The 25,699-nt window shown below is 62.0% G+C and carries 27 protein-coding genes and 1 pseudogene; 14 read left to right on the forward strand and 14 right to left on the reverse strand.

The genetic code is table 11. From position 1 onward, the window contains the following. Positions 1-4: 4 nt before the first annotated feature. The 4 genes and pseudogenes from ACWKSV_RS18140 to ACWKSV_RS18155 form a co-directional block, all read right to left on the reverse strand. Positions 5-1,387, reverse strand: a complete 1,383-nt coding sequence (locus ACWKSV_RS18140; RefSeq protein ID WP_066773556.1) for a conjugal transfer protein TraH — start codon at positions 1,385-1,387, stop codon at positions 5-7. Between the two features lie 92 nt (positions 1,388-1,479). Beyond that, a pseudogene (gene traF, locus ACWKSV_RS18145) lies at positions 1,480-1,797 on the reverse strand (conjugal transfer protein TraF); the annotation flags it as partial. Further along, positions 1,710-2,054, reverse strand: coding sequence for a type IV conjugative transfer system protein TraL (gene traL, locus ACWKSV_RS18150; protein WP_483666950.1), 345 nt, complete (start codon positions 2,052-2,054; stop codon positions 1,710-1,712). The gene traL and the pseudogene traF, both read right to left, overlap by 88 nt. A 59-nt stretch (positions 2,055-2,113) precedes the next feature. Continuing rightward, entirely contained in the window at positions 2,114-2,434 is a 321-nt protein-coding gene (locus ACWKSV_RS18155) for a TrbC/VirB2 family protein (RefSeq protein WP_066708110.1), read from the reverse strand. A gap of 419 nt (positions 2,435-2,853) precedes the next feature. Between ACWKSV_RS18155 and ACWKSV_RS18160 the strand changes: the two genes are divergently transcribed. From ACWKSV_RS18160 to ACWKSV_RS18175, 4 genes are all read left to right on the forward strand, one after another. Continuing rightward, positions 2,854-3,315, forward strand: a complete 462-nt coding sequence (locus ACWKSV_RS18160; protein ID WP_066773308.1) for a hypothetical protein — start codon at positions 2,854-2,856, stop codon at positions 3,313-3,315. 179 nt (positions 3,316-3,494) lie between these two features. Beyond that, a complete protein-coding gene (locus tag ACWKSV_RS18165) occupies positions 3,495-3,935 on the forward strand; it encodes a hypothetical protein (protein WP_066773310.1) in 441 nt (146 codons plus the stop codon). A 578-nt stretch (positions 3,936-4,513) separates the two neighbouring features. After that, positions 4,514-5,371 (forward strand): replication initiator protein A, encoded by an 858-nt coding sequence (locus ACWKSV_RS18170; RefSeq protein ID WP_066773312.1) that lies wholly within the window; start codon positions 4,514-4,516, stop codon positions 5,369-5,371. A gap of 536 nt (positions 5,372-5,907) precedes the next feature. Continuing rightward, entirely contained in the window at positions 5,908-6,636 is a 729-nt protein-coding gene (locus ACWKSV_RS18175; RefSeq protein ID WP_066773322.1) for a helix-turn-helix domain-containing protein, read from the forward strand. 145 nt (positions 6,637-6,781) lie between these two features. On the opposite strand, the gene ACWKSV_RS18180 is transcribed toward ACWKSV_RS18175, so the two are convergent. Next, positions 6,782-7,756 (reverse strand): lytic transglycosylase domain-containing protein, encoded by a 975-nt coding sequence (locus ACWKSV_RS18180; protein WP_231728698.1) that lies wholly within the window; start codon positions 7,754-7,756, stop codon positions 6,782-6,784. A gap of 27 nt (positions 7,757-7,783) precedes the next feature. Between ACWKSV_RS18180 and ACWKSV_RS18185 the strand changes: the two genes are divergently transcribed. Next, the gene (locus tag ACWKSV_RS18185; protein ID WP_066773324.1) at positions 7,784-9,076 is read left to right on the forward strand and encodes a DUF8535 domain-containing protein; all 1,293 of its coding nucleotides are present in this window, start codon (positions 7,784-7,786) and stop codon (positions 9,074-9,076) included. 40 nt (positions 9,077-9,116) lie between these two features. Here the strand turns inward: ACWKSV_RS18185 and ACWKSV_RS18190 are convergent, their stop codons facing one another. Continuing rightward, positions 9,117-9,386: a hypothetical protein gene (locus ACWKSV_RS18190; RefSeq protein ID WP_066773327.1), complete on the reverse strand. Its 270-nt coding sequence runs from the start codon at positions 9,384-9,386 to the stop codon at positions 9,117-9,119. Positions 9,387-9,627: 241 nt separating this feature from the next. On the opposite strand from ACWKSV_RS18190, the gene ACWKSV_RS18195 reads away from it, so the two are divergent. The 3 genes from ACWKSV_RS18195 to ACWKSV_RS18205 are packed head-to-tail and all read left to right on the forward strand — an operon-like array spanning position 9,628 to position 11,045. After that, positions 9,628-9,870 carry a hypothetical protein gene (locus ACWKSV_RS18195; RefSeq protein ID WP_066773330.1) on the forward strand — a complete coding sequence of 81 codons (243 nt, stop codon included), beginning with the start codon at positions 9,628-9,630 and terminating at the stop codon, positions 9,868-9,870. Next, positions 9,867-10,727: a DUF7146 domain-containing protein gene (locus ACWKSV_RS18200; protein WP_066773332.1), complete on the forward strand. Its 861-nt coding sequence runs from the start codon at positions 9,867-9,869 to the stop codon at positions 10,725-10,727. The genes ACWKSV_RS18195 and ACWKSV_RS18200 overlap by 4 nt, the downstream gene beginning before the upstream one ends. Before the next feature lie 36 nt (positions 10,728-10,763). Beyond that, positions 10,764-11,045, forward strand: a complete 282-nt coding sequence (locus ACWKSV_RS18205) for a hypothetical protein (RefSeq protein ID WP_483666951.1) — start codon at positions 10,764-10,766, stop codon at positions 11,043-11,045. Here the strand turns inward: ACWKSV_RS18205 and ACWKSV_RS18210 are convergent. Both ACWKSV_RS18210 and ACWKSV_RS18215 read right to left on the reverse strand, forming a co-directional pair. Beyond that, positions 11,027-11,626, reverse strand: coding sequence for a hypothetical protein (locus ACWKSV_RS18210; RefSeq protein ID WP_037447156.1), 600 nt, complete (start codon positions 11,624-11,626; stop codon positions 11,027-11,029). The two genes, ACWKSV_RS18205 and ACWKSV_RS18210, sit on opposite strands and share 19 nt — an antisense overlap. Positions 11,627-11,871: 245 nt before the next feature. Beyond that, positions 11,872-12,453: a recombinase family protein gene (locus tag ACWKSV_RS18215; RefSeq protein ID WP_007406331.1), complete on the reverse strand. Its 582-nt coding sequence runs from the start codon at positions 12,451-12,453 to the stop codon at positions 11,872-11,874. Between the two features lie 164 nt (positions 12,454-12,617). On the opposite strand from ACWKSV_RS18215, the gene ACWKSV_RS18220 reads away from it, so the two are divergent. Beyond that, positions 12,618-15,584: a Tn3 family transposase gene (locus ACWKSV_RS18220; RefSeq protein WP_018250482.1), complete on the forward strand. Its 2,967-nt coding sequence runs from the start codon at positions 12,618-12,620 to the stop codon at positions 15,582-15,584. Between the two features lie 107 nt (positions 15,585-15,691). On the opposite strand, the gene ACWKSV_RS18225 is transcribed toward ACWKSV_RS18220, so the two are convergent. The 5 genes from ACWKSV_RS18225 to ACWKSV_RS18245 form a co-directional block, all read right to left on the reverse strand. After that, on the reverse strand, positions 15,692-15,955 hold the full coding sequence (locus ACWKSV_RS18225) for a DksA/TraR family C4-type zinc finger protein (RefSeq protein WP_024310576.1): 264 nt from the start codon (positions 15,953-15,955) through the stop codon (positions 15,692-15,694). Between the two features lie 127 nt (positions 15,956-16,082). Beyond that, positions 16,083-16,979, reverse strand: a complete 897-nt coding sequence (locus ACWKSV_RS18230; RefSeq protein ID WP_017980832.1) for a bestrophin family protein — start codon at positions 16,977-16,979, stop codon at positions 16,083-16,085. Between the two features lie 67 nt (positions 16,980-17,046). Continuing rightward, positions 17,047-17,163: a DUF2474 domain-containing protein gene (locus ACWKSV_RS18235; RefSeq protein WP_017980833.1), complete on the reverse strand. Its 117-nt coding sequence runs from the start codon at positions 17,161-17,163 to the stop codon at positions 17,047-17,049. Continuing rightward, complete coding sequence (gene cydB, locus ACWKSV_RS18240) at positions 17,163-18,173, reverse strand: cytochrome d ubiquinol oxidase subunit II (RefSeq protein ID WP_017980834.1); 1,011 nt, start codon at positions 18,171-18,173, stop codon at positions 17,163-17,165. The genes ACWKSV_RS18235 and cydB overlap by 1 nt, the downstream gene beginning before the upstream one ends. Beyond that, positions 18,170-19,588: a cytochrome ubiquinol oxidase subunit I gene (locus tag ACWKSV_RS18245; protein WP_017980835.1), complete on the reverse strand. Its 1,419-nt coding sequence runs from the start codon at positions 19,586-19,588 to the stop codon at positions 18,170-18,172. The genes cydB and ACWKSV_RS18245 overlap by 4 nt, the downstream gene beginning before the upstream one ends. 318 nt (positions 19,589-19,906) lie before the next feature. Here ACWKSV_RS18245 and ACWKSV_RS18250 point away from each other — a divergent pair, with 318 nt between their 5' ends. Both ACWKSV_RS18250 and ACWKSV_RS18255 read left to right on the forward strand, forming a co-directional pair. Further along, on the forward strand, positions 19,907-20,197 hold the full coding sequence (locus ACWKSV_RS18250; protein ID WP_017980836.1) for a metal/formaldehyde-sensitive transcriptional repressor: 291 nt from the start codon (positions 19,907-19,909) through the stop codon (positions 20,195-20,197). Positions 20,198-20,462: 265 nt separating this feature from the next. Next, positions 20,463-21,383, forward strand: coding sequence for a LysR family transcriptional regulator (locus tag ACWKSV_RS18255; protein WP_017980837.1), 921 nt, complete (start codon positions 20,463-20,465; stop codon positions 21,381-21,383). 44 nt (positions 21,384-21,427) lie between these two features. Here ACWKSV_RS18255 and ACWKSV_RS18260 read toward each other — a convergent pair whose 3' ends face one another. Then, positions 21,428-22,102: an SDR family NAD(P)-dependent oxidoreductase gene (locus ACWKSV_RS18260; protein WP_024310570.1), complete on the reverse strand. Its 675-nt coding sequence runs from the start codon at positions 22,100-22,102 to the stop codon at positions 21,428-21,430. A 402-nt stretch (positions 22,103-22,504) separates the two neighbouring features. On the opposite strand from ACWKSV_RS18260, the gene ACWKSV_RS18265 reads away from it, so the two are divergent. From ACWKSV_RS18265 to ACWKSV_RS18275, 3 genes are all read left to right on the forward strand, one after another. Next, positions 22,505-23,716 (forward strand): glutathione-independent formaldehyde dehydrogenase, encoded by a 1,212-nt coding sequence (locus ACWKSV_RS18265; RefSeq protein WP_020486678.1) that lies wholly within the window; start codon positions 22,505-22,507, stop codon positions 23,714-23,716. A 344-nt stretch (positions 23,717-24,060) separates the two neighbouring features. After that, positions 24,061-25,170 carry an S-(hydroxymethyl)glutathione dehydrogenase/class III alcohol dehydrogenase gene (locus ACWKSV_RS18270; RefSeq protein ID WP_017980840.1) on the forward strand — a complete coding sequence of 370 codons (1,110 nt, stop codon included), beginning with the start codon at positions 24,061-24,063 and terminating at the stop codon, positions 25,168-25,170. 51 nt (positions 25,171-25,221) lie between these two features. Continuing rightward, positions 25,222-25,620 carry a VOC family protein gene (locus tag ACWKSV_RS18275; RefSeq protein WP_017980841.1) on the forward strand — a complete coding sequence of 133 codons (399 nt, stop codon included), beginning with the start codon at positions 25,222-25,224 and terminating at the stop codon, positions 25,618-25,620. The last annotated feature ends 79 nt before the right edge of the window (positions 25,621-25,699 follow it).

The raw sequence follows: 25,699 nt of genomic DNA on the forward strand, positions 1-25,699 counted from the left end.
GTCCTTAGTTGAGGCCCTGCGCGCTCAGCCCGCGCGAGAAATTGAGCGAAGCGGCCATCGCCGGCGACATGCTGTTCTGCAGGGTCGATTCCAGCATCACGGATTTGTTGATGAGGAAGATCGTCTGATTGAGCTTGTCGTTCAGCTTGAAGTCGCGCTGCGAGTAGCGGTCACGTGCCGACGCCAGCTGCTCGCGCCATGCCTTGCTGACGTCGACGTCACCCGACTGGACCTGGACCGATGACTGGCTGATCCGATCGAGCATGTTGTCGATCATCGCCGAGAGCATGTTCACAGCGACGATCTCGGCAAGAGCGTTCGTCTCACCGGGATTAAAGCTCTGGTGTGCCATCGCTTGGACCGCGAGCATTTTGTAGAGCGGGATCGTCGTCATATTGAGGAGCTGCTGCTCCCCAACGTCGAGCGCGCTGTCGGTGCGGATCTTCGAGTTGATCGAGTCGATCATGCCCTTGATCTTCGTGCGAAGTCCGGTCGCGATCTGAAGATTCTGTTCGGTGACCTTGAGGCACTTCAGCTGCTCGTCGCACTTCAGAAACTTGACCGGTTGCCCGCCCGTGCCCGTACCATCGAGAAGGGCGGTGACGACCGCCTCCTCGGCAGGCCCATGAAAGACCACAGCCGGGCCGCCGTCATCGCCACCCTTCGGGTTGACGATGATCGTGCCGACGAGGGTCATCAGGTATTCCGAGAACGCCTGATCGAAGGTGCCGAACTTATTGGACTTCTGGATTGCGTCCCAGGTGTAGTTGCGCGGCGTGCCGGCCGCATTCTCCGCCACCTTGGGATCGGTGTTGGCGTCGATCGTCGACTCCTGCTTATTTCCCGGTCCGCACTCCTGACGGGACCGCGCCCAGTCGGAGAAGATACCTTGGCTGTTGCCGATCGCTGCGCAGACGTTGGACCGCGCTCCGGCCATCTTCGGCCATAGGCCCCCCACCAGGCCCTGCGCTGCCTCGCACGACGAGATGTTCATCTGGTTCATCTGCTGCGCCTTGTTGGCCATGCCATCCATGACCTTGCCGATTTCGGGCGAGACGCTGTCGATCGCGAGCTGGAACGCGAAGCCGAGCGCGTTGTTCGCGGTCGCCTTCAGCATAGCGACCATCTCGGCGCCGTTGATGAACGAGAAGGAGCCGGTGAAGATGTCGATGCCGCCACACCCGGCGCGCACGCTCGGCATCTGGAGATTGAGCGGCTGCACGCTCTTTTGCGGGAAGCGGGTCCAGACATTGCCCATCGAATAGTATCCGGCGCTCTGGCCCTGATATGCGCTGGGGCCAGTGACATTGGCGGCGCCGCCCGCGTCCTGGAAGAAGCTATTCATCTGCCCGGCGACGTCGGCACGCGCGATGTCGACCGGGATCATGCTCGCGGCCCCGAGGCACGCGACGACCGCGGCGGACCGCCGCAGGAAGACGCGGAAGGGGGAGGGGCGGGGTTTGCAGGTGGTAGCGGTCATCAGAAATCCTGACCCGGCTTGGTGTTGGTGAGCATGAAGATCCGCTCCATGACCTCGTCGGCCGACATGACGCCGAAGCCGATGGGCACGGTCTTGCGGGTCACGGTGTCGAAGAGGACGAGCGCAGGCGTGGCCAGCGGCACGCCCATGCGCTCGCGCTGGCCGCTGTCGACCACGTAATTGGGGAAGGTTCGGCTCGGACCACCATCGGTTGAGACGGCCATCACGGTCATACGATGACTGTCGGCGACCGAGCGGAGGATCGGAGAGAAGACCTCGCACGCGGCGCAGCTCTGCGCGAAGAAGTAGAACATGGCGTGGCCCTGAGAGACGGAAAGCCGCCGGGGAGGTGCCAGTATGCCAGGTGGATCAACCAAGATGTCGCCCGTCCCGCCTTGGCCTTACGGAGTGCCCACCAGCCCAGGACGGCGAAGCCGATCCCGATGACGATGTGTTGGGACAGGATCCCCCACGTGAAGGGGATGACCATCGCTAGGAACTCGTCCAACGTCCAAAAGCCGATAAGCTCAGGGTCGTCCAAGTGCGATGGGATCACGTACTTATCGGCTGACATCACGCCACCTTCAGTGACGACGCCGGCGGAGCTGCTATCTCCGCCGGTGCCGGATCGAGTTAGATGGTGGCGGTGACGGTCGAGGTGACGATCGGAACGCCGGTGCCGGCGCCGACGCCCACGCCCACCGGGATCGCGACCTGGCCGAGCGAGAAGCGGCCCGAGGCCAGACCGACGACACCGCCGGCCAGCGACAGCACGGTGATGATCTTGCCGCCCGAACCCTCGAGGAAGCCGGTGAAGGCGTTCAGCGCGGTATCGAACGTGCCGTCGGCACCCGCGAAGGCGGGCGAGGCCATCACGGCCGCAGCCGCTGCGACGCCGAGGGTGGCCAGTGCGGCCGTCTCGACGCGACGGCCCATCTTGAGCATGGTCTTCATGACGAAAGGTCTCCTTTGATTGAGCGCATTTCAGCGCGCCCAACCAAAGGCTCGACCGGGAAAAAAATTCGCGCAATCGGCGCGTTTAGGAACTGGTAAGGTTGCCGTAAGTTTTTTCTGCGATTGCGACGAAATGAGCTTTGCCAGCTTACCAATCAGGCTCTTGTCCCGCGCTTCGGGACGACTTGTCCGCCCCCACGAACATCTGTCCGCGTTTACGAACGCCTGTCCGTAATAGCGGACAGCTGTCCGTATTGGCGGACACGCGTCCGCGTGCGAGGACAGCGGCGCGAAGGCCTTAATCCCGCGATGCGACTCCGCTCTTTGATTGTGTTACACAACGCGGACTCGATGGTGCTAAAACGCCGCGGAGACGGTATTTTTCAGGGTGTGCTATCAAGGTGAGGACTTCTTCTAAGATGACGGCGGGTGAACGCGCCTTCGATCTAAAGATCTCGGAAACGTTCTTTCGGCTCGTAACCGAAAGCATCCGCCTTTTCTCGAACAAGAAGAAGAGACTTCTTTCGATCAACGACGTGGTCAACGATCGATCTTCCTCGGCCGCCCAAATCAAGGATACCTACCGACCAGGCTCGTTGAAGGAGCATCTGCGGATCATCCCAACTGATGGCGATGTCGGCCTATCACTGACGATCCTCGAAAGCAGCGCTGAGGCGATCGACGGTTCGATCCCAGACCTTCAAGAGGTTATCGGATCATCGGTAAGTTTTGCGTCCGCCGTTTCACTGGTCCTCTTCGACTTCATCGTTGAGGAGAACACGACGGAGGTGATTAATAAGCTGGGGCTGGACGTTGAGGACGCCCAGGCCTTTCGAGCTGCGGCAAAAAGAACCGAAACGAACGTGATTCCAATCAGGTAGCACCTCGGAAACATGAAATTAACGTTAACGGCAGGGTTGCCATTCTGTCATTTTCGGGCGTACCTGAGTCGAAGCTAGCGGGTGGGGAGTGCCCTGAGGTGGGAGCGTCTAATCCTTACAATTCTGGCGAAAGCAGTAGCAGCGCCAAGCCAGAACTTGCCGACTTCCTCCTCGCGAGGATGAAGGAATTGCGGGTCACGTTCCGCGTGCTCGAGGCTTCAACGCCGATGATGAAGCGGACGAGGCTCCACTGCATCCTGCATTCGGACACGGCCAAGCGCCGGCCGATGCGCGTGGACGAGGCCCAGGCGATCTGCGCCGCGCTCGGCATCACGCAGTCAGAAGCGTTCTTCGGGACCGAGCTGCTCGGCTGCATGTCGGGTGACGATCGCGAGGAGGCCGCAGGCCTGACGTCATTCCTCGCGACGATGTTCGGCGGATTGGCGCCGAGATTGGCGAACGCTGTGTCCGCGATCGGCGGCTTGGATCTAAGCGACGTGAAGGGTGAGCACGGCCAGCAGATCCAGCAGCTGGTATGTGAGACTTTCGAGCGAGGGTATGCGGACCTAGCTGAGCGCAAGGGGCTCCGGCTGCGAAAGAGAGAGGCCGACGGGCTCTAACGGCACCTCGACTGAAATGATGGATTGGGCACCGCTTCAGGTGCCTTTTTTTTGGCGCTGTCACCACCGCCACGCCGTCCCGGACAGACCTCCCGCCGCCCTGCCATCTCGCGTCCCTTAGGGCTCCTAGAGCATCTGACGCCCCCCGGGATCGGAAGGGGAGGGGGAGGTTGAACGCGGGCTGGAGGACCGTGTGCATCAGCAAACGGGGATGATGCCGTTTGAGCCGAAGCCGACACGGTGCTACGGCAAGGCATGGCTTACGCTTCCGTAATCCAGACCCCCCTTACCGACCGCTACACCGACACAGCCTCTCGCGTTTTCAAAAGCACGAAGAAGGGCGGCCGGGCGGCCTGGACCTGTCCGAAATCGGCAGAAACAGGGCCTAGAAAGCCGGTTTTGGGGTCGGATTTCGTGCTTTCGGAAACGCCAGCGGCCGAATTTTCGTGCTTTCAAAAACGCGAGAGCGCCGGAAGCGAATTATCAAAAACACGAGAGCGTCGAGGTCACTGGGGATCCCGGCTGAACCCGATCCGCTCTCCTCGGCGAATGCCGAGACACATGAAGGTAAGTTGACAATGGCGGAGCAAGAACAGGGCGAGCTTTTTCTGCTCGACAGTCCTCTCCACGGACCAGTCCGCGGAGAGCGGTCACTCATGGCATGGCCGTTCTTCGCGTTGGCGAAGAAGGCCTGGATGCAACCGCTTACCTATAAAAAGGGTGACATCTCGATCGAAATCGGGCCGGGACCAAAAGGGGTGGCCACGATCTACGACAAGGAAATCCTGCTCTATATCGCCAGCCTAATGGTTTCCAAGGTAGAGGCAGGGAAGGCCATTGGGCAGGAGTTCAGCTTCAGTGCGAACGACCTTTTCAGCGTCACCGGCGTCAACAAGTCGGCTAGGTCCTACACAAGATTGTCTGAGGCTCTTGAGCGACTTCAAGGCACACAGATCAAGACCAACATCGAAGCAGGCGGGGAAGGCGAGGAGGGCTTTTTCTCGTGGCTACAAGAGGCCAAGCTGCAATACAGCAAGGGCGAAGGTGGCGTGAAGCGCCTGAAGGCGGTCAAAATTCGCCTCTGTGACTGGCTGTATCGGGCTATCATGGTCGACCGCCAGGTCCTCGAATACGCATCCACCTACTTCCAGCTCGGCCCGGTCGAACGTCGACTCTATGAGGTTGCCCGATCGCTGTGCGTTGACGGTCAGACTACCATTCCGCTTGAGGATCTGCGGCTGCAGATGGGCTACCAAGGATCCTCGCGCCAATTCAAATTCGCACTTACGAAAACCATCAAAGAGGACCCGATCCCAGGCTTTCGATTTGAGATCGAGGATCAAGGTCTCGGAACGGTGACGGCAGCCGGGCGAACAGTCCGCGAATACCTCGTCAAAATCATTCCAGAGAGCACGGTGAAGCGCCTCTCGTCATAGACGTTTTCGATTCGACGAAAGCCGACTCCAAACACGGCGCCACCAACTTCTCGCGTTTCCAAAAGCACGAATTGTTGTCCCGTGGCGCGGGACGGGGCAGCCTACGTGTTTTCAAAAGCACGAACATTAGCCGCCTAATGTTGTCGAAAGCACGAATCACGCGTGTTTCGCGAATGGCTATCGTGCGCCACTATGCGGCCGCCTGGGTCGCAGTCCGCGGCCTGGAAAAATTGGGAATGGCTGTGACCACATAAACGAATGCCCGGCACGAGGCCGGGCACCCTGAGACCGCTATGTCCGATGCCGGCAAGCATCGAAAGAGCCGTTGAACGCTCAAGATATACTGGTTTCCGAGCTTCGGTTCAAGGGTTGCGCGCTTCGCGCCACGGACGAGTTTTGCCCCGGTCCCGGCCCAATGTGAGGGCAGGAAATTGGCTGCAATAACAATGGCAGAGGCGGCTCTGGCCGTGCTCGGCGGTGCCCGCTTCAAGCGGAAGCCGTCGCGATCTGGCGCAACCCACCGCACTGGGGCGCCCGTGCGGCGCGACAGCATCGAGGCTGGTACGTTCGAAGACGCCTTCTTTTCGCGTCCCAGCAAAGGTGAAACCGACCGGATCTACAAGCGCGCTGCGGCGCTGAGCGCGGGACGGGCGAACCTGCGCGCAAGGATCGCGCACGAAGAACGAGAGCCGACACCGCGGGAGGCCGCTATCCTGCGCTTCAGCCGTAACACGCTGGCGGTCCTCGAGGCATTGCTCAGGATCGCGCGAGTCCAAGCAGGCCGTGTGTACCCCACCCTCGAGTATCTGGCCGAGACTGTCGGTATCGGACGCCGCACCGTCATCCGCGCACTTGCGCTTCTGACCGAACTCGGCTTCGTTCTTGCCCAGCGTCGCTTCAAACGCGTCGAGATCGACGGCGTTGGACCACGCTATAAGCAAACCAGCAATGCGTACCGCATGCTCATGCCGGCCTGGATCGAGGCTCACCTTCCGCGCTGGCTGCGTCCGGCTCCTTTGCCCGCGGATGTCGTCCAGCAGGAAGCCGAGCGGATCGAGCAGACGGCCGCGATGCTCAGCTCACTGTCGCGTCGGGAATATGCGTTGGCGACGGTCGACGGCCAACTAGGCAAGGTTCTCGCGCGCCTCGGCGCCGCGATCGATGCCAAAGAGAGCGAGTGCCAACCTGGCCTGCAACCGCTCCTAGATTCATATATCATTAGCTCAGAAAGACTTGGCCTAGCCGGCCAAGGCGTTCACGCCTGACGGCGAGAGCAACGAAACCGCAACGCGCATCTCGACGGCGGCCCGAAGACTGACTGTCGGAGCGCCGGCTACGCCGTCGCATTGCTCCCGAAAGGAGCATGCGTTTTCTGGCGTCGATCATCGGCAGGGCGCGAACGCTGAGAGGTCAGAATTGCGCGAGTGCGACCGAGCGATAGGCAGGTTGTGGCAAGGTCGAACGAAGTGCTTGTGACCCAGGCGCTGCGGTCAATCTCGACCAATTGGCGATGATGTCGGTTACATAGGCCTGCGTTTCGGTGATCCGGGGGACGAGACCCCCGCGCACTCGGCCAGGACCGGCATTATAGGCAGCGAGCGCGAGCTGCACGCGGCCGAACTTATCGAGCTGCTGGCGGAGGTATCGGGCACCGCCACGCATGTTCTGGTAGGGATCGAACCGGTTCACGCCGAGCCCCATCGCAGTGCCGGGCATCAGCTGCGCGAAGCCGAAGGCGTTTTTCGGCGATAGAGCTGTTGGATTGTAGCGGCTCTCGCGAATTATCATCGCGTCGAAGAGCCCAGTTGGAATGCCGTGTTCGCAGGCGATCGAGCTCATCATGCCATAGTAAATTGCCCGCCGACTTTCGGCCTCGCGCGAGAGAAACCCTGACGGCCGATACGCGAGCGGAGCACAGCCGGGAACGAAGGCTGGCGCCGTAAACGATCCGACGCCCGGTTTCATCCAATCGGGCACGCTGATGGAGGACGTCGCCGCTACAGCCGGGGCCAGGCTGTCGGATACGCTGACCTCGGGAAAGATCGACGCGAGCTCCTGCTTCATCCGAAACTCAACGTAGCGGCGGCTTAGATCGTGCACCTTGAACTCAGGCGGGAGGTCAGGTGCTGGGAGGTCATCGGCGGGTCCGCCATCACCCTCCGCCATTGGCAGCGCCGACGCGGTGGTCATCGAGATCAGCTCAACGCGCCGAACCTTGCCGCGCTTTTCAGGCGCGGCCGAAGCAGATGTGGCCAGCGCCACGCTCGCGATCGCCACACCGGCGTAAAACTTCTGCACAAAAACCTCCTCGACCCCCTGTTTAAAAGAGTGGAGATCAAGAGATTTGCCCTTGTCAAGACCGGGGCCGAGGGCGAAACTGGTCAAGAAACGTCGCCCAAAGGCTCTTCGAGCATGTGGTTGATCCATCGAGACACTGACGGAAAAGGTCCAAATCGCATCAAGCTTCCGCAGCCGCTGCGGGAGGCGCTGGTACGCTGGTACGTGGGCAAAGGCACCTTCCACGACGAGCAGGCCGGCATCACGCTCGTTCAGAACGCGCGCATCGGTCACCGCTGGATCGCCTGCAATTGCCTTGGAGCGGAGGCGGCCCCACCGATCCTCACACCCGCGTTCCTGTCCGAGGCGGAGACCTACTATCTTCGACGTCTGACCAGCGAGAAACGTCCCGAGCATCGCGCAGACTGCCCGTTCTTCCGCGACCAGGTGACCAACCGGATCACCGAGATCCGGTCCCCCAACACGCCCACCGACCCGCCTGCTGGCTTTTTCGAGGTGCTCAGGCCCGCGCCGGAGAAGCTCTCGCAACGGCCGGAAGAAGACAGCAACGACGATCGGACGCGAAACGCGTCGACGCCGCGGCTGGCTCGCCTTCTATGGCGGCTAATGGACACGGCCGGATCCAACAGCGTCCCGCCGATCGGCGCAGGTCCGGAGTGGTCGATCAAGGAGGCCTTTGCCGCCATCCTCGGCGCGGCGGGAAAGATCGAGATTGCTCCCGGCATCGAGTTAGGCCGCGCCATCTGGACGCACGCCCGGCCGCTCGAGGCCAAGGTCGTGTATGCAACGCTGCGACGCCTCGCGGAAAACTGGCCAAAGGCGCATGCGCCGCAAGGCTTCGTCCTGCTCTATGCGACCGCGATCCAAGGGCACAAAATCTACGTGCCCGATGGTCCTCCCGTGGAAATCGCTAATCGGGTTCAGTCACCATCGGTGCGGGGTAACAGGATCAGCGGCCCGTTCCTCGTGCTGGTTGTCGCCGGCGAGTACCCGGAGGCCCATGGGTATGCGCCGCTGCGGGGGTACGCACAGCCGATTTACAATGGCCGGCTGTTCGTTCCGGTGGAGTCGGATTTCGAGCGGAAAACCCTCAAGCGGATCTTGGAAGCCCAACGGCTTCTCCGTTCGCAGTCAATTGATCTGGCGATCGGAAAGCCGCTCTTCGATACCATGACACCAGATGGCCCATGTCGTCCGGACTTCGTCCTCGAGGGGAGATCCCGCGAAACCGGGGAGCTGCGCACGCTCGTTGTGGAAGCGATGGGGTTCGACAACGACGATTATCTCGCCGCAAAGGCGGTGACCCACCCGCGCATGCGCCACCTGGGCGATCTGCTCACATTACGCCCGAGTGATATCGAGGACGATGCTGCGGGCATTCAAATCGCCAATGCGATGAGGCTCTAAAAGCCTCGTTGGACCGCTAAATAATTGCAGGCTCTGAGGATCAACCCCAGTTCATCGTCGCGGCGAAGTAACAGACTATGCCAAGTGTAACGGGCGTGGAAAGTAGGTAGAGCTTCTGCCAGCGCCACCATGTCTTCGGAAGCAGCAGAGCCGCACCGCGGATCGTGCGGGCATCTTGCCAGACCTTGGCCTGCCACATCTCGTGAAGCGTCACCGAAACTGACATGACCATGGCGATTCCGCAGCAGATTCCTGCCGCCAGATAGATGGCGACCCAGTTCGCGATCTCGACTGGCGAAAACTGAGACATCCACACCTCTTTTTAAGGCCGTGCGTCGACAAACAAGCACGGATCGATTCTAGTTCCTAGAGCACCCTACTTGGCTGGGCTTAGCGCTGGGTAAACGGGACGGATACGAAATCAGCCCTGATTTAACAGGGGTAGAGGAAGAGCGGAGGGGGGGAGAAAGGATGGGCTGCTCGGGTGGCCCGACATTCCCTTGCGGTAATGGTTCGCCGGTACAGGCGGCCAGGTACGAGGTCCGCTCGCCATGGAACGCTTCCTGCTCTTCATCCGCGACGTCGACGGTCGCGATCAAACCGACGTGCATCCCAGTGAACGATCGGCCCGCACGGCCCTAGCGGCTTATGTACGGAGCCGGTCCGAACCGAACGCCGATGTCGTCCCCCTCCACGACGACGACGCGATCGACAGCTATTTCGCCGCGCGGGACGCTGCATATGTGATCGCGCGCCTGACGAAGACGATGCGACGCGAGGGGGATCCGGCATGACCCTGATCGCCAATCGTCCGTCACAGAAGCTGGTCGACCTCGTCGGCGCGCTCGGGGGAACTTGGCACCGGAACGTCGCGACGTGCCGCTGCCCAGCGCATACGGACAAGACGCCAAGCCTGTCACTCCGACAAGGCGATCGAGGCATCCTTGTGACCTGCTTTGCGGGTTGCGACCCTGCCGACATCCTGCGCGAGCTCGACCGCATACCGCTAGGCCAGCGCTATGAGCCACCCAAGGTGACCCGCGCAGGAGGCACCGCCAATATCGAGCGATTATGGAATGAGGCTCGTGGCGTGCCAGGAACCTGCGCGGAGCGCTATCTCGCGTCGCGCTTCCTGCTACCGCTGCCGACCGACATTCGCTTTCACCCGCGCTGCCCACTCGGGCCGAAGCCGCTCACCGTGTTCAAGCCAGCACTGCTCGTCGCCGTTCGCGAAGCTGACCGCCTGGTCGCTTTCCAAAGGATTTTCATCGATCCCGCAACGAGCGCCTACACCGAGAAGCAGACGCTCGGGACCCTCGGCAATGGCGCGTGGCGTGGCGGTGGTCTGGCCTCGACGATAGGGCTCGCAGAGGGTTTCGAGAGTGCCCAAGCATGGTCGCGACTGCGTGGCCTCCCCTGTTGGTCTTCGTTCGGGTCACGACGACTCGACCTTCTGGCCATTCCATCGTCGGTCACCCGGCTGATCCTGGCTGCGGATCGCGATCTCGCTGGGCGACGCGCTGTGGCGCGCAGCATCGAACAATATGCGTCCGACACCCTGACCGTCGTGCCGGACTTTCCGCCGGCGCCCTACAAGGATTGGGCGGAGGTGCTCGAGGCGAAAGAGAGGGGAGGGGGAGGGAGGCGGTGAGCTGCCGGAATGGCAGCATGACCAAGGGAGCCTTCCATGTCCGACCTCCTCGACTTGCCGCCTGTCACCGACCGACCGGCCGCGCTCACGATCGCGCTCGCACTGGCGTCTGGCGAGCCGATCACGCGGCGCGCGCTCAACAACGCCATGACGGGGGCACCTCAAGGTTTGTCATATGGACAGCGGCAGTCGGAACAAATGGTCAACAAAAGCCTGAGCGTTGCCGCAAAGTATATTAAGTTTCGTGGGTTTGTGAGGTTGGACGAGTTGGAAGTTACCGGATCACCTCTCGTGATGTTTCACCCGCGGAGCTCGTAGTAGACGATCTGCCATCCATTCTTGGGACCGCGCCACTGGGTGATCTGAAAGCTATGGGCTTGTGCAGACCCGTCCAGGACGCGGCTACTCCACCGTAGCGTTTCATCGTAACTGCTTCCGGACGATAACGCACCCGCTATGCGCCGAATGGGCAGCTTGGCGGGGAGCCTGCGGATGCGTCGGCCATCGTTGCCGACAAAGATAACGTCTTCGGCCACGCTTCGTCTTGGAACAGCCAACCAGTCGACCTGTTTGCCGGCCTGCTCCTGTCGCAAAACAGACGCGATCTCTTTCGCATCGCTAACGGCTTGGATTTGGAGCTGTTCATTGGTGAGTTTTGCCGAGCACTCAGGTTCGATCGCTTGTAAACTTTCTGCCGCTAATGCCTTCGATCCATCCCGACGATAGTCGTCGATTTCCCAGCGCCACCCCTCAGCACTGTTCCGCCAAAGCGTCTTATATGATCCAACTCGATTTCCGCCATCGTACAGCCCGCCGATAACAACTGCCGACCCGCTCGGATCACAGGACGGAAAGACAAGTTCGGGTCTGCGCTCGGCATGGCTCTCGACACTCATCATTGTGAGCCACCACCTTCGGCTACTCTCGGCTGCTTGCAACATGCTGGCCACAGATGGAGAGCGCGCGGTTTCGGGCGCATGTTGTATTGGCCAGGGGTCGCTTTGTGGACCGAAACTGCGTGCCGCTGCCTGACGGCCACTGGCAAGTACAGCTTCCGAGTAGGCCCGCTCCGCCTCCAGCGCGGAATTCGGCGAACTTGCCGCTAGTAGAAGCGCGAAGATCATGGCGAAATCCTACTCCTCAATCAACGTGTCGAGCGATGTACGGGCATCTGCGCCGGATGGTTGAGCGCCCGATAGAGCGTGGCATGATGACACTTCAGCAGCTTCGCCGCTTCGCGCACCGATGTGCCTTCGCCGACGAGACGCTGTCCGAGCGCGATCTGGTCCGGAGTGAGCTTGGGCTTACGCCCGAACTTCACGCCGCGCGCCATGGCTGCCGCGCGGCCGGAACTGGTACGCTGGTGGATCAGCTCGCGCTCGAACTCCGCGATGCCGGCGAACACGGTGAGCACCATGCGTCCCGCAGGCGTGGTCGTGTCGGCCCAGGGCTCGGCGAGCGAGCGCAGCCCCGCTCCCGCCTCGTTCAGCTTCTCGGCGATGTCGAGCAGGTCGCGCGTCGAACGCGCTAGGCGATCGAGCCGGGTGACCACAACCACGTCGTCGTCGCGCAGCTGCTCCAGCATCCGGTCGAGTTCCGGTCGGGCGCGCTTGGCGCCGGACACCTTCTCCTCGAATGTCCGCCGGCATCCGGCCGCCTTCAGTGCCGTCTTTTGAAGCGTGAGATCCTGATCGTCGGTAGATACGCGCGCATAGCCGAGGAGCATGTCGCAGATGTGCATTGGAACACGGCTGATTAGCAACAGACATTTGCGACAGCGTCCGCCCTCGTGGCGTGACCGGTCAGGGCCGCTGTCGCGAAACTTGAGAGTTACGCGACACCTCGCACGTGTCGGCCATAAACTATACGCTCCCGGACAGGGGGTGATCGATGGCCAGACGCGATCTGTTAACGGGCGACGAACGCCGCGCGTTGTTCGGCGTGCCCCTCGACCATGCCTCGCTCGCCAAGCATTACACGGTTGCCGATGAGGACCGGCCACTGATCGAAGCGAAGCGCGGCGACGCCAACCGGCTCGGCTTCGCGCTGCACCTCGCCCTGCTGCGTCATCCCGGCTTCGGCATACGCCACGACGATGTCGTCCCCGATTTTCTGATCCGGCACCTGGCCGCGCAACTCGACATCGCGCCCACAGCGTTCGAGGGCTACGCGCATCGCGCCCAGACCCGGCTCGAACACGCCTGGGAGGCGATGGAGCGTTTGCGCCTGCGCGCGTTCGAGGCGGCCGACGTCCCCGGCGCGCTCGGCGCAGCCACCCGCGCGGCGGAAGCGACCGAACGGGGCAAGCCGATCGCCGCGGCAGTGCTGGGCCATTTGCGTGCTGCCCGGATCGTTCTGCCCGCGCCCGCCCGTATCGAGCGGATCGGGGTGGCGGGGCGCGCCATGGCGCGCCGCCTCGCGGCCGACACGCTGGTCGATGCGCTTGCTCCGGAGCAGGTGACGGGGCTGGATGCGTTGCTGATCGTGGACCAGGATCGCAGCACGACGCCGCTCGCGTGGCTGCGCGACACGTCGGACAGCCCGACCGCGCGCAATCTCGCCGGCATTCTCGCCCGGCTCGCGCACGTGCGCCGGCTCGGGCTCGACCCGGGCATGGCCGGCCGCATCCACGAGCACCGCTTCGAGCAGCTCGTGCGCGAAGGCCACGTCGCGCCCGCGTTCCTCCTGTCCGACTACTCGCTCCGCAGAAGGCGCGCGACACTCGCCGCAGCCGTCATCGACCTGGAAGCGCGGCTCGCGGACGCCGCGATCGAGATGTTCGGCAAGCAGACCGGCCTCCTGTTCGCCAGGGCCAGGGCCGCGCAGAAGCGCGGCATCGAGGCGACCACACGCGACGTGAACCGGCTCATGCGGCTGCTGGGCGCCACGGTCGGCGCACTCCGGGTCGCGCGCGAGGACGGGTTGGACGTCTGGGCGGCGCTCGACGACGGGGTGGGCTGGACGAGGCTTCTGGACGCCGAGAGCGAGGCGACCGCGATCGCCGACCTGACTCGCGACGAGCCGCTGATCCGCGCGGCGGGGCGCTACATGACGATGCGGCGCTACGCGCCCGCGTTTTTTGACGCGTTCCGGTTCAAGGCGGCAGGCTCGCGCGACGGCGTGCTCGGCGCGATCAAGGTCGTGCGCGCGCTGAACGCGACCGGGCGGCGAGACGTACCGGCCGATGCGCCCATGCCGTTTTCCAGAAAATGGAAGGCGGCGATCACCGAGGGCGGCGTCATCGACCGCCGTCGCTACGAAACCGCCACGGTCGCGACCGTGCGCGAGCGGCTCCAATCGGGCGACCTGTGGGTGGAGGGTACGCGCGAACACCTGCGCTTCGACAGCTATATGCTCCCGCCCGGCAAAGCGGCCGAGATCGCGCTCACGCTGCCGTTCGACACCGACGTCGGCCGCTACTTGGAGGGGCGCGCCAGGCTGCTCGACTGGCGGTTGCGCCGGTTCGCAGGCTCGCTGAAGCGCGGCACGCTCGACGGCGTGGAGCTGCGGGGCGGTAACCTCAGGGTCAGCCCGCTCGCGGCCGTAACGCCCGCTGCGGCCGACAGGCTGGACGCGGCCGTCGACCGGCTCATGCCCCGCGTGCGCATCACCGAGCTGCTCGCCGAGGTGGAAGCCCGCACCGGGTTCCTGTGCGCATTTCCGGAACTGCGCTCGGGCCGCGCCCACTCCAACCCGCAGGCCGTGCTCGCCGCGATCCTGGCAGACGCGACGAACCTCGGCATCGAGCGCATGGCCAACGCCAGCCAGGGCGTCACCTACGCCCAGCTCGCCTGGACGCATGGCTGGTACGTATCGGAAGAGAATTACGCGGCAGGGCTGCGCCATCTGGTGGACGCGCAAGCCGCGCTGCCGCTCACGCGCGTGTGGGGCGACGGCACCGCGTCGAGCTCGGACGGGCAGTTCTTCCGCTCGGGCAGGCGGGGCGCGGCCGGCAGCACCAACGCGCGCTACGACCGGGAGCCGGGGCAGAAGATCTACGCCCATGTCGCCGATACCTACGCGCCCTACCATGTCCGGCTGATCTCGGCGACCGCGGCGGAGGCGCCCTATGTGCTGGACGGGCTGGTCGCGCACGGCTGCGGCATCGAACCCGCGACCCACTATGCCGATACGGGCGGCGCGTCCGACCACGTGTTCGCGCTCGCGCACCTACTCGGCTTCCGGTTCGTGCCCCGCCTGCGCGATCTAGCCGATCGCCGGCTCGGCCTGTTCCCGGGCACGGCCCGCCCCGAGGCGCTCGCGAAGCTGATCGGGCGCCCGTTCAACATCGCTGCCATCCGCGAAAGCTGGGACGAGATCGTCCGGCTCGCCGCGTCCGTGAAGGCCGGCGTGGTGCTACCGTCGGTCATGCTGAAGAAGCTGGCCGCGTACCGTCGCCAGAACCGGCTCGACTTCGCGCTCCAGGAGCTGGGCCGGATCGAGCGCACCCTGTTCACGCTCGACTGGCTAGAATCCAGGGCGCTCCGCCAGCAGTGTCAGGCTGGGCTCAACAAGGGCGAGGCGCGTCACACGCTCGCCCAAGCCGTGTTCGTCCACAAACAGGGCCGCCTGCGCGATCCGCAGTTCGAGAACCAGGCGCTGAAAGCGTCCGGGCTGACGCTGGTCACCGCCGCGATCGTGTACTGGAACACGCTTTACATGGGCCGCGCCGTCGAGCATCTGCGCGCCAGCGGCGAGCCCGCGCCCGACGAGCTGCTCGCCCATGTAGCCCCGCTAGGCTGGCGACACATCAGCCTGACCGGCGATTACCTCTGGCAAAACGCCGCTGCCGAGCTCGATCAAGACGGCTACCGCGCACTCAACATCGCCGGCGGACCCGGAGCCAAGGTGGCCTGAGCCGCCCTGTTCGCTACCTGTTCAGCTTACCGCTGTCCGTGTCACAAACCTTGAGGTGCTCCCTAAAGCGGCGCTCGAATAACGTGGTTGGCCGCCCCCTAGCGCAATTAGCGCAACTGGCTGTCCTTGCTGCCCCGGCGATTGATGCCGGTGAAGGTCGGGCGCTTATCGCGTTCGCTTTGACAGGCGACACAGGTTCTTACGCCGGGTATGGCCGTGCGGCGTTTCGCCGGGATTTCGTCGCCGCACACCTCGCAGTCGGTGCTACCCTCGCCGGAAGGCAGACGCGATCGGGCGGCGAAAACCGCGTCCATGATCGTTGCATCAATCTGGTCCTGCACCGCACTATCGGGTGCCCATCCATTTGCCATCGCCACAAGCTCCTCGATTTTGACCTTGGGGGTCAGATAGTCGGGGGCGCATGGGCCAAGCACGCGACTATCCAGCACAGCACCCGAATATAGGGTACTCCCTACCAGTATCAAGGAGTGTGCAAATTTAGCTCAGGACAGATTTATGGGGTTCCAGTGGCGGGGGTAGATCCTCTTCGCCAAGCAGCGACAACATATCCCGCTCGATTGTCCGCTTCATCGCATACAGCGGCAGACAGTTTGGCTCGACGCCGAACGGGTCTTCCAGCTCGTGACCCAGCGCATCGAGGCCGAAAAAGGTATAGGCGGTGAGGAGCACCGGCAGGAGCGTCCACCAGTCGAGTGATCCTGCGAGCGCGAAGGGAAGCATCACGCAAAAGATAAGTGCGGTGCGATGGAGCAGCAGAGAATAGGCGAACGGCACGGGCGTCGTGGATATCCGCTCACAAGCGCCCTGAACCTTGCCGAAGGATCGCATGTCTTCTGCCACGACGGCATAGTGAATCGGCGTAATGACGCCAGTCTGCTTTAGCTCGAGCAGCCTGCGCCCCATACGATCGAGCACGAGGTTCGTGACGTTCGGGCTCTTTGTCGCCGGGCCGATATCGACCCACGGCGCAATGGCGGCGATTTCATCCTCGCCGCGAAGGCGTGCGGTGAGGCCGCAGGCAAAGCCACATATGCTATGGAGCAACGCGCGCCGATCCTCGTCAGGGAGAAGCGATGTCTCGCGCGCGAACGAACGGGCCGAGATAATTAGCTCGCCCCAAAGCTGCCGCCCCTCCCACCATCGCGCATAGCAGGCATTGTTGCGGAAGCTCATGAAGATCGAGAGCGCGATACCGATCAGGGTGAAAGGGATCGTCGAAATCCGCGCGAAAATGCCGGGATGGGCTTGGGCGGCCAGGATGGCGATCACACTGACGACCGCGATCGCCGCCAGCCTCCGTGCGATGCGCGGCAGGATCGAGCCATGCACGGTGAAAATGATATCTTGGAAGCTCGGTTGCGATCGAACGATCATATTCCGTGGAATGTCCTTCGCCTGTTTGCCAGCATTTCCATCGGCAGCTCGTCGAAACGAGCTGCCGTCAGGGTTTGAGGATGAAGCGAATGACCTGCGCGACAGCCCCCAGCGCCAAAACGCTGGCCGCCCAGATTAAGACCATCCAGGCGAGCCGTCGACCGAGAGGTTTAGGCTCGTCCATCAATGATACCCATGCGTGCCGACCTTACCGCGGAACACCCAATAGGCCCACGCGGTATAGCCGAGAATGATCGGAATGATGACGGCCGCACCCGCCAGCATGAAGAGCTGGCTTTGCGGGGGAGCGGCTGCATCCCAGATCGTGACGGCGCGGGGAACAACATAGGGGTAGATACTGATCCCCAGCCCAACGAAACCGAGAAAGAACAGGCCAAGCGCCATAATGAAGGGCAGGCGCTCCGCGCCGCGCTTCAGGCTCCAGAAGAAGGTTGCAGCGCAGATCGCCACCAGCAGAGGAACCTGCGCGGTGAGAAGCACGCCGGGCATCGCAAACCAGCGTCGCCAATAGTCATAGGTCAGGAACGGCGTCGCCGCACTGACGGCGAAAAGCGCGAGTAGCGTCGCCCCGCCGAGCCAAAATGCCAGTCGACGGGCGCGTTCCTGGCCCGGCCCTTCGGTTTTCCAGACCAGCCAGGCCGCGCCTAGAAGCGCATATCCGATCACGACTGCCGCGCCGGTCAAGAGGCTGAACGCGCTCAACCAATCCAGCCATCCCCCTGCATAGGCATCGGCCTCGACCCGCACGCCTTGCAGGATCGCGCCCAGCGTGATCCCCTGCGAGAACGCCGCGAGAACGGACCCAAAGCTGAAGGCGACATCCCAGAAGGGACGATGGCGCGGATCTCGCCAGCGAAACTCGAATGCGACCCCGCGAAACACGAGACCGAGCAACATCGCGATGATGAGCGGGTAGGTCGCGGGAAGGATGATGGCGTAGGCAAGAGGAAAGGCCGCGAAGAGACCGCCTCCGCCCAGCACGAGCCATGTTTCATTGCCATCCCAGACCGGCGCGATCGAGTTCATTGCCTGATCGCGCTCTCCTCCGACCGAAAGGTTCGGAAAGAGGATGCCGATCCCCAGATCGAACCCGTCCATCACGACATAGGCGAAGACAGCAAAGCCGATGATACCGGCCCAGATTATGGTGAGATCGAGGTGCTCCACGTTCATGCCTCCCGTCCGGTTGATGCCACGACGCCGCTTGCCGGCGTGATGCCCGCCGCGCGTTGCGGCACCTTGGACGGTTCCGGTTCACCGGCTGCGGGCGGCTTTGCCATCATCCGGAGCAAATAATAGGTGCCGGCCCCGAACGCGCCGAAATAGACGAGGATGAAAGCGACGAGGGACGCCGCGACAGCCGGAGCGGCCAGGGGGGAGTGGGACTCCGCGGTTCGCAGCAGGCCGTATACGGTGAAGGGCTGTCGGCCTACTTCCGTCGTCACCCATCCTGCTATGACCGCGACAAAGCCTGACGGACCAAGCGCGAGAGCGGCGCGGTGCAGCCAGCGCCAGTCATAGAGCTTGCCGCGCCAGCGGGCGAGCAGGCTCCAGAGGCCCAACCCAAGCATGGCGAGGCCCATCGCCACCATGATCCGAAACGACCAGAAGACGATCGGCGTGGGCGGCCAGCGATCGCGCGGGAAGTCGTTGAGGCCGGGGAGGGGCGCTTTGGGATCGTGCTTGAGGATCAGCGATCCCAGATAGGGGATTTCGATCTTGCCGTGGACCACCGCATCCTTGTTGCTCGGGAGGCCGAAAAGGATGAGCGAAGCGCCCTCGGGGCTGGCCTCATAATGACCTTCCATCGCGAGAACTTTTGTCGGCTGATGCTCAAGCGTGTTGAGGCCGTGCTGATCGCCCGCGAGAATCTGGATCGGCGCCACAAGCGCCGCCATCCACATCGCCATGGAGAACATCTTGCGCGCGCCGGGATTCGCGCGGTCGCGCAGAAGGTGCCATGCTCCTACGGCCCCGACGACCATTGCCGTGGTCAGGTAGGCGCCGATGACGGTATGGACGAGGCGATAGGGAAAGCTCGCGTTGAAGATGATCGGAAGCCACGAACCTGCGGGCACGAACTGGCCCTTGGCATTGATCGCATAGCCTGCCGGCGTCTGCATCCAGCTATTCACGGAAATGATCCAGGTCGCCGAGATGAGCGTCCCGACGGCGACCATGCAGGTCGCGAAAAAATGCGGGCCCCTGCCTACCTTGTTGATGCCGAACAGCATCACGCCAAGGAAACCGGCTTCAAGGAAGAACGCGGTCAGAACCTCATAGGCCATGAGCGGGCCGATGACCGGACCGGCCTTGGCCGAAAATACCGACCAGTTCGTCCCGAACTGGTAGGACATCACCACGCCCGAGACCACACCCATGCCGAACGCGACGGCGAAGATCTTGAGCCAGTAGCGATAGAGGTTCGCATACACACCGCTGCCGGTCTTCAACCACAACCCTTCAAGCACCATGAGATAGCTTGCCGTGCCGATGGAGAAGGCCGGGAAGATGAAGTGGAATGAGACCGTGAACGCGAATTGCGCCCGGGCCAGGATTACCGGATCGAGATTCTCAATCACCAACATTCCTCCCTGTTTTGTCCCGCCGATGTTCGTCCGATTGTCCTCTGCAGAGGCTTTGCGATTCGAACACAGGGCTTGGGGGCCGGACGCGCGCCATTTCCTTTGGTGCAGCGATCCGATCGGGCCGGCAATATATCATACTCCCCACCAGTATCAAGGGGGTAGGAACCCAGGTCTGGCGTTCGATGTTTCTGGAGGCGTAGGGGAAGGTTCAGGCTCGCTTCGGCCGAAATTTGAGGTGTCAGCGCGGCGCAAGGCACAGGATAGGGTTGAAACTCCCCCCCTGTATAGTATGTGCATATCAACAGTCAGGAAAGCGCGATGCCACATTCACCAGAAGAGAAGAAGCGGGCCATAACACGCCTGCGTCGCATCAAGGGGCAGGCGGAAGCGCTTGAACGCGCGATCGAGGCCGGAACGGATTGCGCCCCTTTGCTCCAACAGATTGTGGCGATGCGGGGCGCCACCAACGGGTTGATGGCAGAAGTGATGGAAGGCCATCTCCGTGAGACCTTCGGCCCCGCCAACGGCGCGCATGGGGAAAATGGAGCCAGCCCATTCGACGACGACATGGAGGGTATAATGCGGATATTGCGAACCTATCTTAAGTAGGTCTTAGAAACCGCAGTACCTGTATATAGATTTATAAGAACAATTTTTTACCGATCGGCAATATAATGACGGTGCGCCCAATTTTCGCGTGGTACGACTTATGGGTTGGTATTTTCATAGATCGCCCTAAGCGGCGTATCTACATTTTTCCAGTTCCATGCTTTGGTATTTTCATTCAGCTTCGCGTGCCACCGGCATCATAACTTGATTGCGGGACTGCAATTTGTGGTTCCACTGGAAAATCGCAACTGGATGAGAACACGTTATGATCGTCAAGAATTTCGGATATCTGATTGCGCTCGATCAGGAAGGCCATTTCGGTAGGGCAGCCAAGAGCTGCAACGTGTCGCAGCCCACGCTTTCCGCCGGCATCAAGCAGCTCGAACAGGACTTGGGTGTGGAGATCGTGCGGCATGGCCGGCGTTATGACGGACTCACATCGGAAGGTGAGACTGTGCTGGCCTGGGCGAAGAAGATCGAGAGCAACTGCGAGGGGCTGGAGCGCGACCTTTCGGCCCAGAAACGTGGGCTGGAAGGTCAAATTCGCCTGGGCGTGCTGTCGGCCACGTCGATCATGGCATCGATCCTCAGCCTTGCCCTCGCTGAAAGGATGCCGCTCCTCGAACAGTGCATTTGCACAGCGCAAACCTCGTCGCTGACCAAAGCCTTGCTGACGCATGAAATGGACATGGCGCTGGTCTATCTCGAAGACATATCTGAGGAGGACTTTGACACGCACCTTCTCTACCGGGAGCGGATCGTCGTTTTCCAGGCATCCGGCGACCCGCTCCCGCGACAGGTTTCATGGGATCATGTCGCCGAGCTGCCTTTGTGCATCTTGGACTGCGCGCTACCCAAAGCCGCGCGTTCTAGACTCGGGCACCGTGCCGCAAAGTCGATCAGGACCAACAATGTCGATGTTCTCGCTGCCCATATCGCAAGTGGGCGATATGCCACCGTCCTTCCGCAATCTCTCGCAACCTATTTTGCTCGGATTTCCGACATTCGGGCGGTTGAAGTCGCAGGTGAGGGCGCAGATGCCGCTGTTGGATTGGCCATGCCCAGAAATGGGGTGAAATCGACACCCACAGCCGCGCTGTTCGAAATAGTCCGCGCACCCGAGACAATGGCCTCGATAGAGGCCGCTCTGGACCTGTACCGCCAGTTCCAACCCGAAGGGGGCTGACCGTTCATGCCGTGCTATCGCAGCATGAACGGTCGCGCGACCCACTATTCGACGTAGATCATTTTCTTGGTCATCCCGCCGTCGACCACAAGCGTTTGCCCGGTAACAAAGCCGGCGGACGCCAGATATAGCACGGCCTCGGCAATGTCCTGGGGGCGACCGACCCGGCCAACCGGATGCTGCGCCTCGTCCTCGGCGCGCAGATTCGTGTCATTGGTGATCCAACCAGGTGCGATTGTATTGACCCGGATTTTGGCGCCAAGTTGCACCGCCAGCGCCTGCGCGAGTGCCACCATGCCACCTTTCGCAGCGGCATAGGCAAAGTCGATGCCTTGGGACATCAACGCGCGGGTGGAAGCCATCATGACAATCGAACTGCCATCGGTGAGCAGGGGCAATGCCGCTCGCGACATCAGAAAGGCCCCGGTCAGATGGCTGCCAATGGTGCTGTTCCACTGGTCGAGCGAGGTGTCACCGAGCTGCATGAATGTGTCGTAAACAAGCCCACCATTGTTGACGAGCAAGTCCAGTCGATCCCAGCCAAGGGCACGAAAAGCCTCGGCTACGGACTCTTCGCTGGCAAGATCGCAATGGATCTGTTGACCGATCGCTCCTTCCTTCAAATCGAAGGATGCCACCTCCCAACCTTCATCCAATAAGGCGGAACATATAGCCTGACCGATTAGCCCCGATCCTCCTGTTACAATAGCGCGTTTCATAAGAACTCCTTTCTGTCAGAGGATGATAGAGAGACCGGCACCATTGCGCCAACACAACTCAAGTCCAGAGAACGGGCGCATAGGGCGTCACCCTGATAGACTTCAACTGCGCCTTGTCTTCCAGAAACATTATGCTTGCTGCAATGGAATATGATATATCATCTTGTTGCATTGCGGCAGTCATTCTCCTGTAGCTTGGTCATAGGAATTTCCGATCTTGGGATAGAATCTTCGAGTTTGCTCCGAAGGAGAAGCGCCGCCATTCTGCCAAGACGGTAATGATGAGACTGGCAACGACACTACTATGCTGCGCTGAATTAATTCGGTGCGGCATGTTGATCCGTGTCAAGTCCTACTCTCGTCAATACTTGGGGGGGCGTGAAAAAACGCAGGAGATATCTGATGGCTACAGGCAACCGGATCGTAACCTTCGAGAAACCGATGGAAATGAAGGTCAACACCTTCAAATTCCCGGAGCTGATTACTCCACAGGGCAAAAAAGCTCCCCACGGCGCCATTCTCAAGATCGTCACCACGAACATCTGCGGCAGCGACCTTCACATCTACCGAGGTTCGTTTGAAGTCCCCAAGGGGATGACGATGGGCCACGAAATGACCGGCGAGGTGATCGAGGTCGGCTCCGACGTCGAATATATCAAGGTCGGCGATATCGTGTCCGTTCCCTTTAACGTCGGCTGCGGACGCTGCTACAACTGCAAGCACATGCGCTCGGACGTGTGCGAGCACACCAACCCCGAAGTCGACTGCGGCGCCTATGGCTTTAACCTGGGTGGATGGACCGGGGGGCAGGGGGATTACCTGTTCGTGCCCTATGCAGACTTCAATCTGCTGGCTTTCCCCGACAAGGACGCGGCCATGGCGAAGATCCGTGATCTGACGCTCCTTTCGGACGTGTTGCCGACCGCGTTCCACGGGTTCGCCGCTCCCGACTGGCCGGCGCAACCGGCCTATATCGTCGGCGAGAATGTGCTGATCTTCGGCGCGGGGCCTGTCGGCCGCGCGGGCGCCGCCTGTGCGAAGCTCCTCGGTGCCGGCGCCATCATCGTCGCCGACTTCATTCAGGAGCGGCTCGATCTGCTCAAGCCGCACGGCGTCGAGACCATCAACCTGTCGGACGGCATTCCGATCGAAGATCATCTGGAGCGGATCACCGGCAAGCGCGAGGCCGATCGCGTCATCGACTATGTGGGCCTCGACTGTCGCGGGTTCGGGGCGGAGTCCGACCAGATCGTCGAGAACGCCGTCACCAACGCCCTGCTGAAATATGTCCGCTTCGGCGGGATGACCAGCACGGTCGGCGTATATTGCCCCAATCCGATCTCCAAGAATCGGGACAACAAGAAGGGCAGCATGGAAGTCGATTGGGCCAGTGGCTGGATCAAGTCGCCGCGGATGTCGGCAGGCCAGTCGCCGACGGCCAATTACAACCACGCCCTCATGCGGGCCATCCTGAACGATCGGATGCCCTATCTGACTCCGATGATGAACACGAAGATCATCAAGCTGGAGGACGCGCCGGCGGCCTACAAGGAGTTCGATGACGGATCGGCGTTCAAGTACGTCATCGATCCGCACGGCTCTGTGGCGGCCTGACCATCTAACCCGGAATGCCCCCCGGTCATGTCGGGGGGCATTCTGAGCCGTTGGGGGCGGACTGCTTGCCGCACGCACACCCCCTTCCGGCTTGTCGATCTAACACCCCCCCGGATCGGCAAGCCGCCCCCTTCTGGAACGCAGCATCAGCCATGGCGCTGCGCTTTTCCGAAGCCGTAACGCCCTGTCGGGCGCTTTCACCACCCTCAGACATTATCCCTCTTGCATACTGGCTAGGAGTATCTTATACATACTCCCAGCCAGTATGCTTGGCTCCGAATCGAGATATCGAAACGGGGACTCGCAACCGGCGGTCCGGTTCTAGAAAAGAGGGAGATCCAAACATGAAATCTCGCGCCGCCGTAGCCTTCGAGGCAGGCAAGCCGCTCGAAATCGTCGAGATCGATGTCGCACCGCCCCAGAAAGGTGAAGTGCTCATCAAAGTCACGCATACCGGGGTATGCCACACCGACGCTTTCACGCTGTCCGGCAACGATCCGGAGGGCATTTTCCCGGTCGTTCTCGGCCATGAGGGCGCGGGCATCGTCGTCGAGGTCGGCGAGGGCGTCACCAGCGTCAAGCCGGGCGATCACGTCATTCCGCTCTACACCGCCGAGTGCGGCAAGTGCGAGTTCTGCCTGTCCGGCAAGACCAACCTGTGCGTCGCGGTTCGCGAAACGCAGGGCAAGGGCCTGATGCCCGACGGCACCACGCGCTTCTCCTACAACGGCCAGCCCCTCTATCACTATATGGGCTGCTCGACGTTCAGCGAATACACCGTCGTCGCCGAAGTCTCGCTCGCCAAGATCAACCCCGAAGCGAACCCCGAGCATGTCTGCCTTCTGGGCTGCGGCGTCACCACCGGCATCGGCGCGGTCCACAACACCGCCAAGGTGCAGCCGGGTGACTCGGTTGCCGTGTTCGGTCTGGGCGGCATCGGTCTCGCCGCGATCCAGGGCGCGCGTCAGGCCAAGGCAGGACGCATCATCGCGATCGACACCAACCCGACGAAGTTCGAGCTGGCGCGTCAGTTCGGCGCGACCGACTGCATCAACCCCAAGGACTATGACAAGCCGATCCAGCAAGTGCTGATCGAGATGACCGGGTGGGGCATCGACCACACGTTCGAGTGCATCGGTAACGTCCATGTCATGCGGGCCGCGCTGGAATCCGCGCATCGTGGCTGGGGCCAGTCGATCGTCATCGGCGTCGCTGGCGCGGGCCAGGAAATCTCCACCCGTCCGTTCCAGCTCGTCACGGGCCGGGTCTGGAAGGGGTCGGCCTTTGGCGGTGTCAAGGGACGGACCCAGCTTCCCGGCATGGTCGAGGACGCCATGAAGGGTGAAATCGATCTGGCGCCCTTCGTCACCCACACCATGGGTCTCGATGAGATCAACGAAGCCTTCGATCTGATGCACGAAGGCAAGTCGATCCGCACCGTGATCCACTACTGATCCCTCAACTCTAACCTTCAATTTCAATAGTTAACCTCAAGGAAGAATATCATGGCTGATCCCGTTATCTCCGGCAACGGCGTGTTCTCGCACGTCTTCATCGGCGCGGCCGATGTCGAGCAGTCGGCAGCGTTCTACGACGCCGCTCTGGGCGCCCTGGGCGTCAAGAACCTCGGCCCCTTCGGCAATGGTTGGGTGCTCTACGGCCGCGAAAAGCCTGCTTTCATCATTGCCCGTCCCGGCAATGGCGAAGCGCCCTCCAGCAACGGCGTGACGGTCGGCTTCGCCGCCGCGACGCCCGCCGAAGTGGACGCTTTCCACGCGGCCGGCCTCGCCGCTGGTGGCACCGACGAGGGCCAGCCCGGCCCGCGGGGCCACCTGCCGGGTGCCTATGCGGCCTATCTGCGCGATCCGGCGGGCAACAAGGTCTGCTCGTACACCTTCATCTAAAGCCGGAAGGTGAGGGCGATACCGGCAACCCTATGACTGGCTGTCGCCGGCGCTGGAACAGGCGCCGGCGCTTCCCCCC

This window comes from Sphingomonas sp. SphC10, assembly GCF_057004845.1.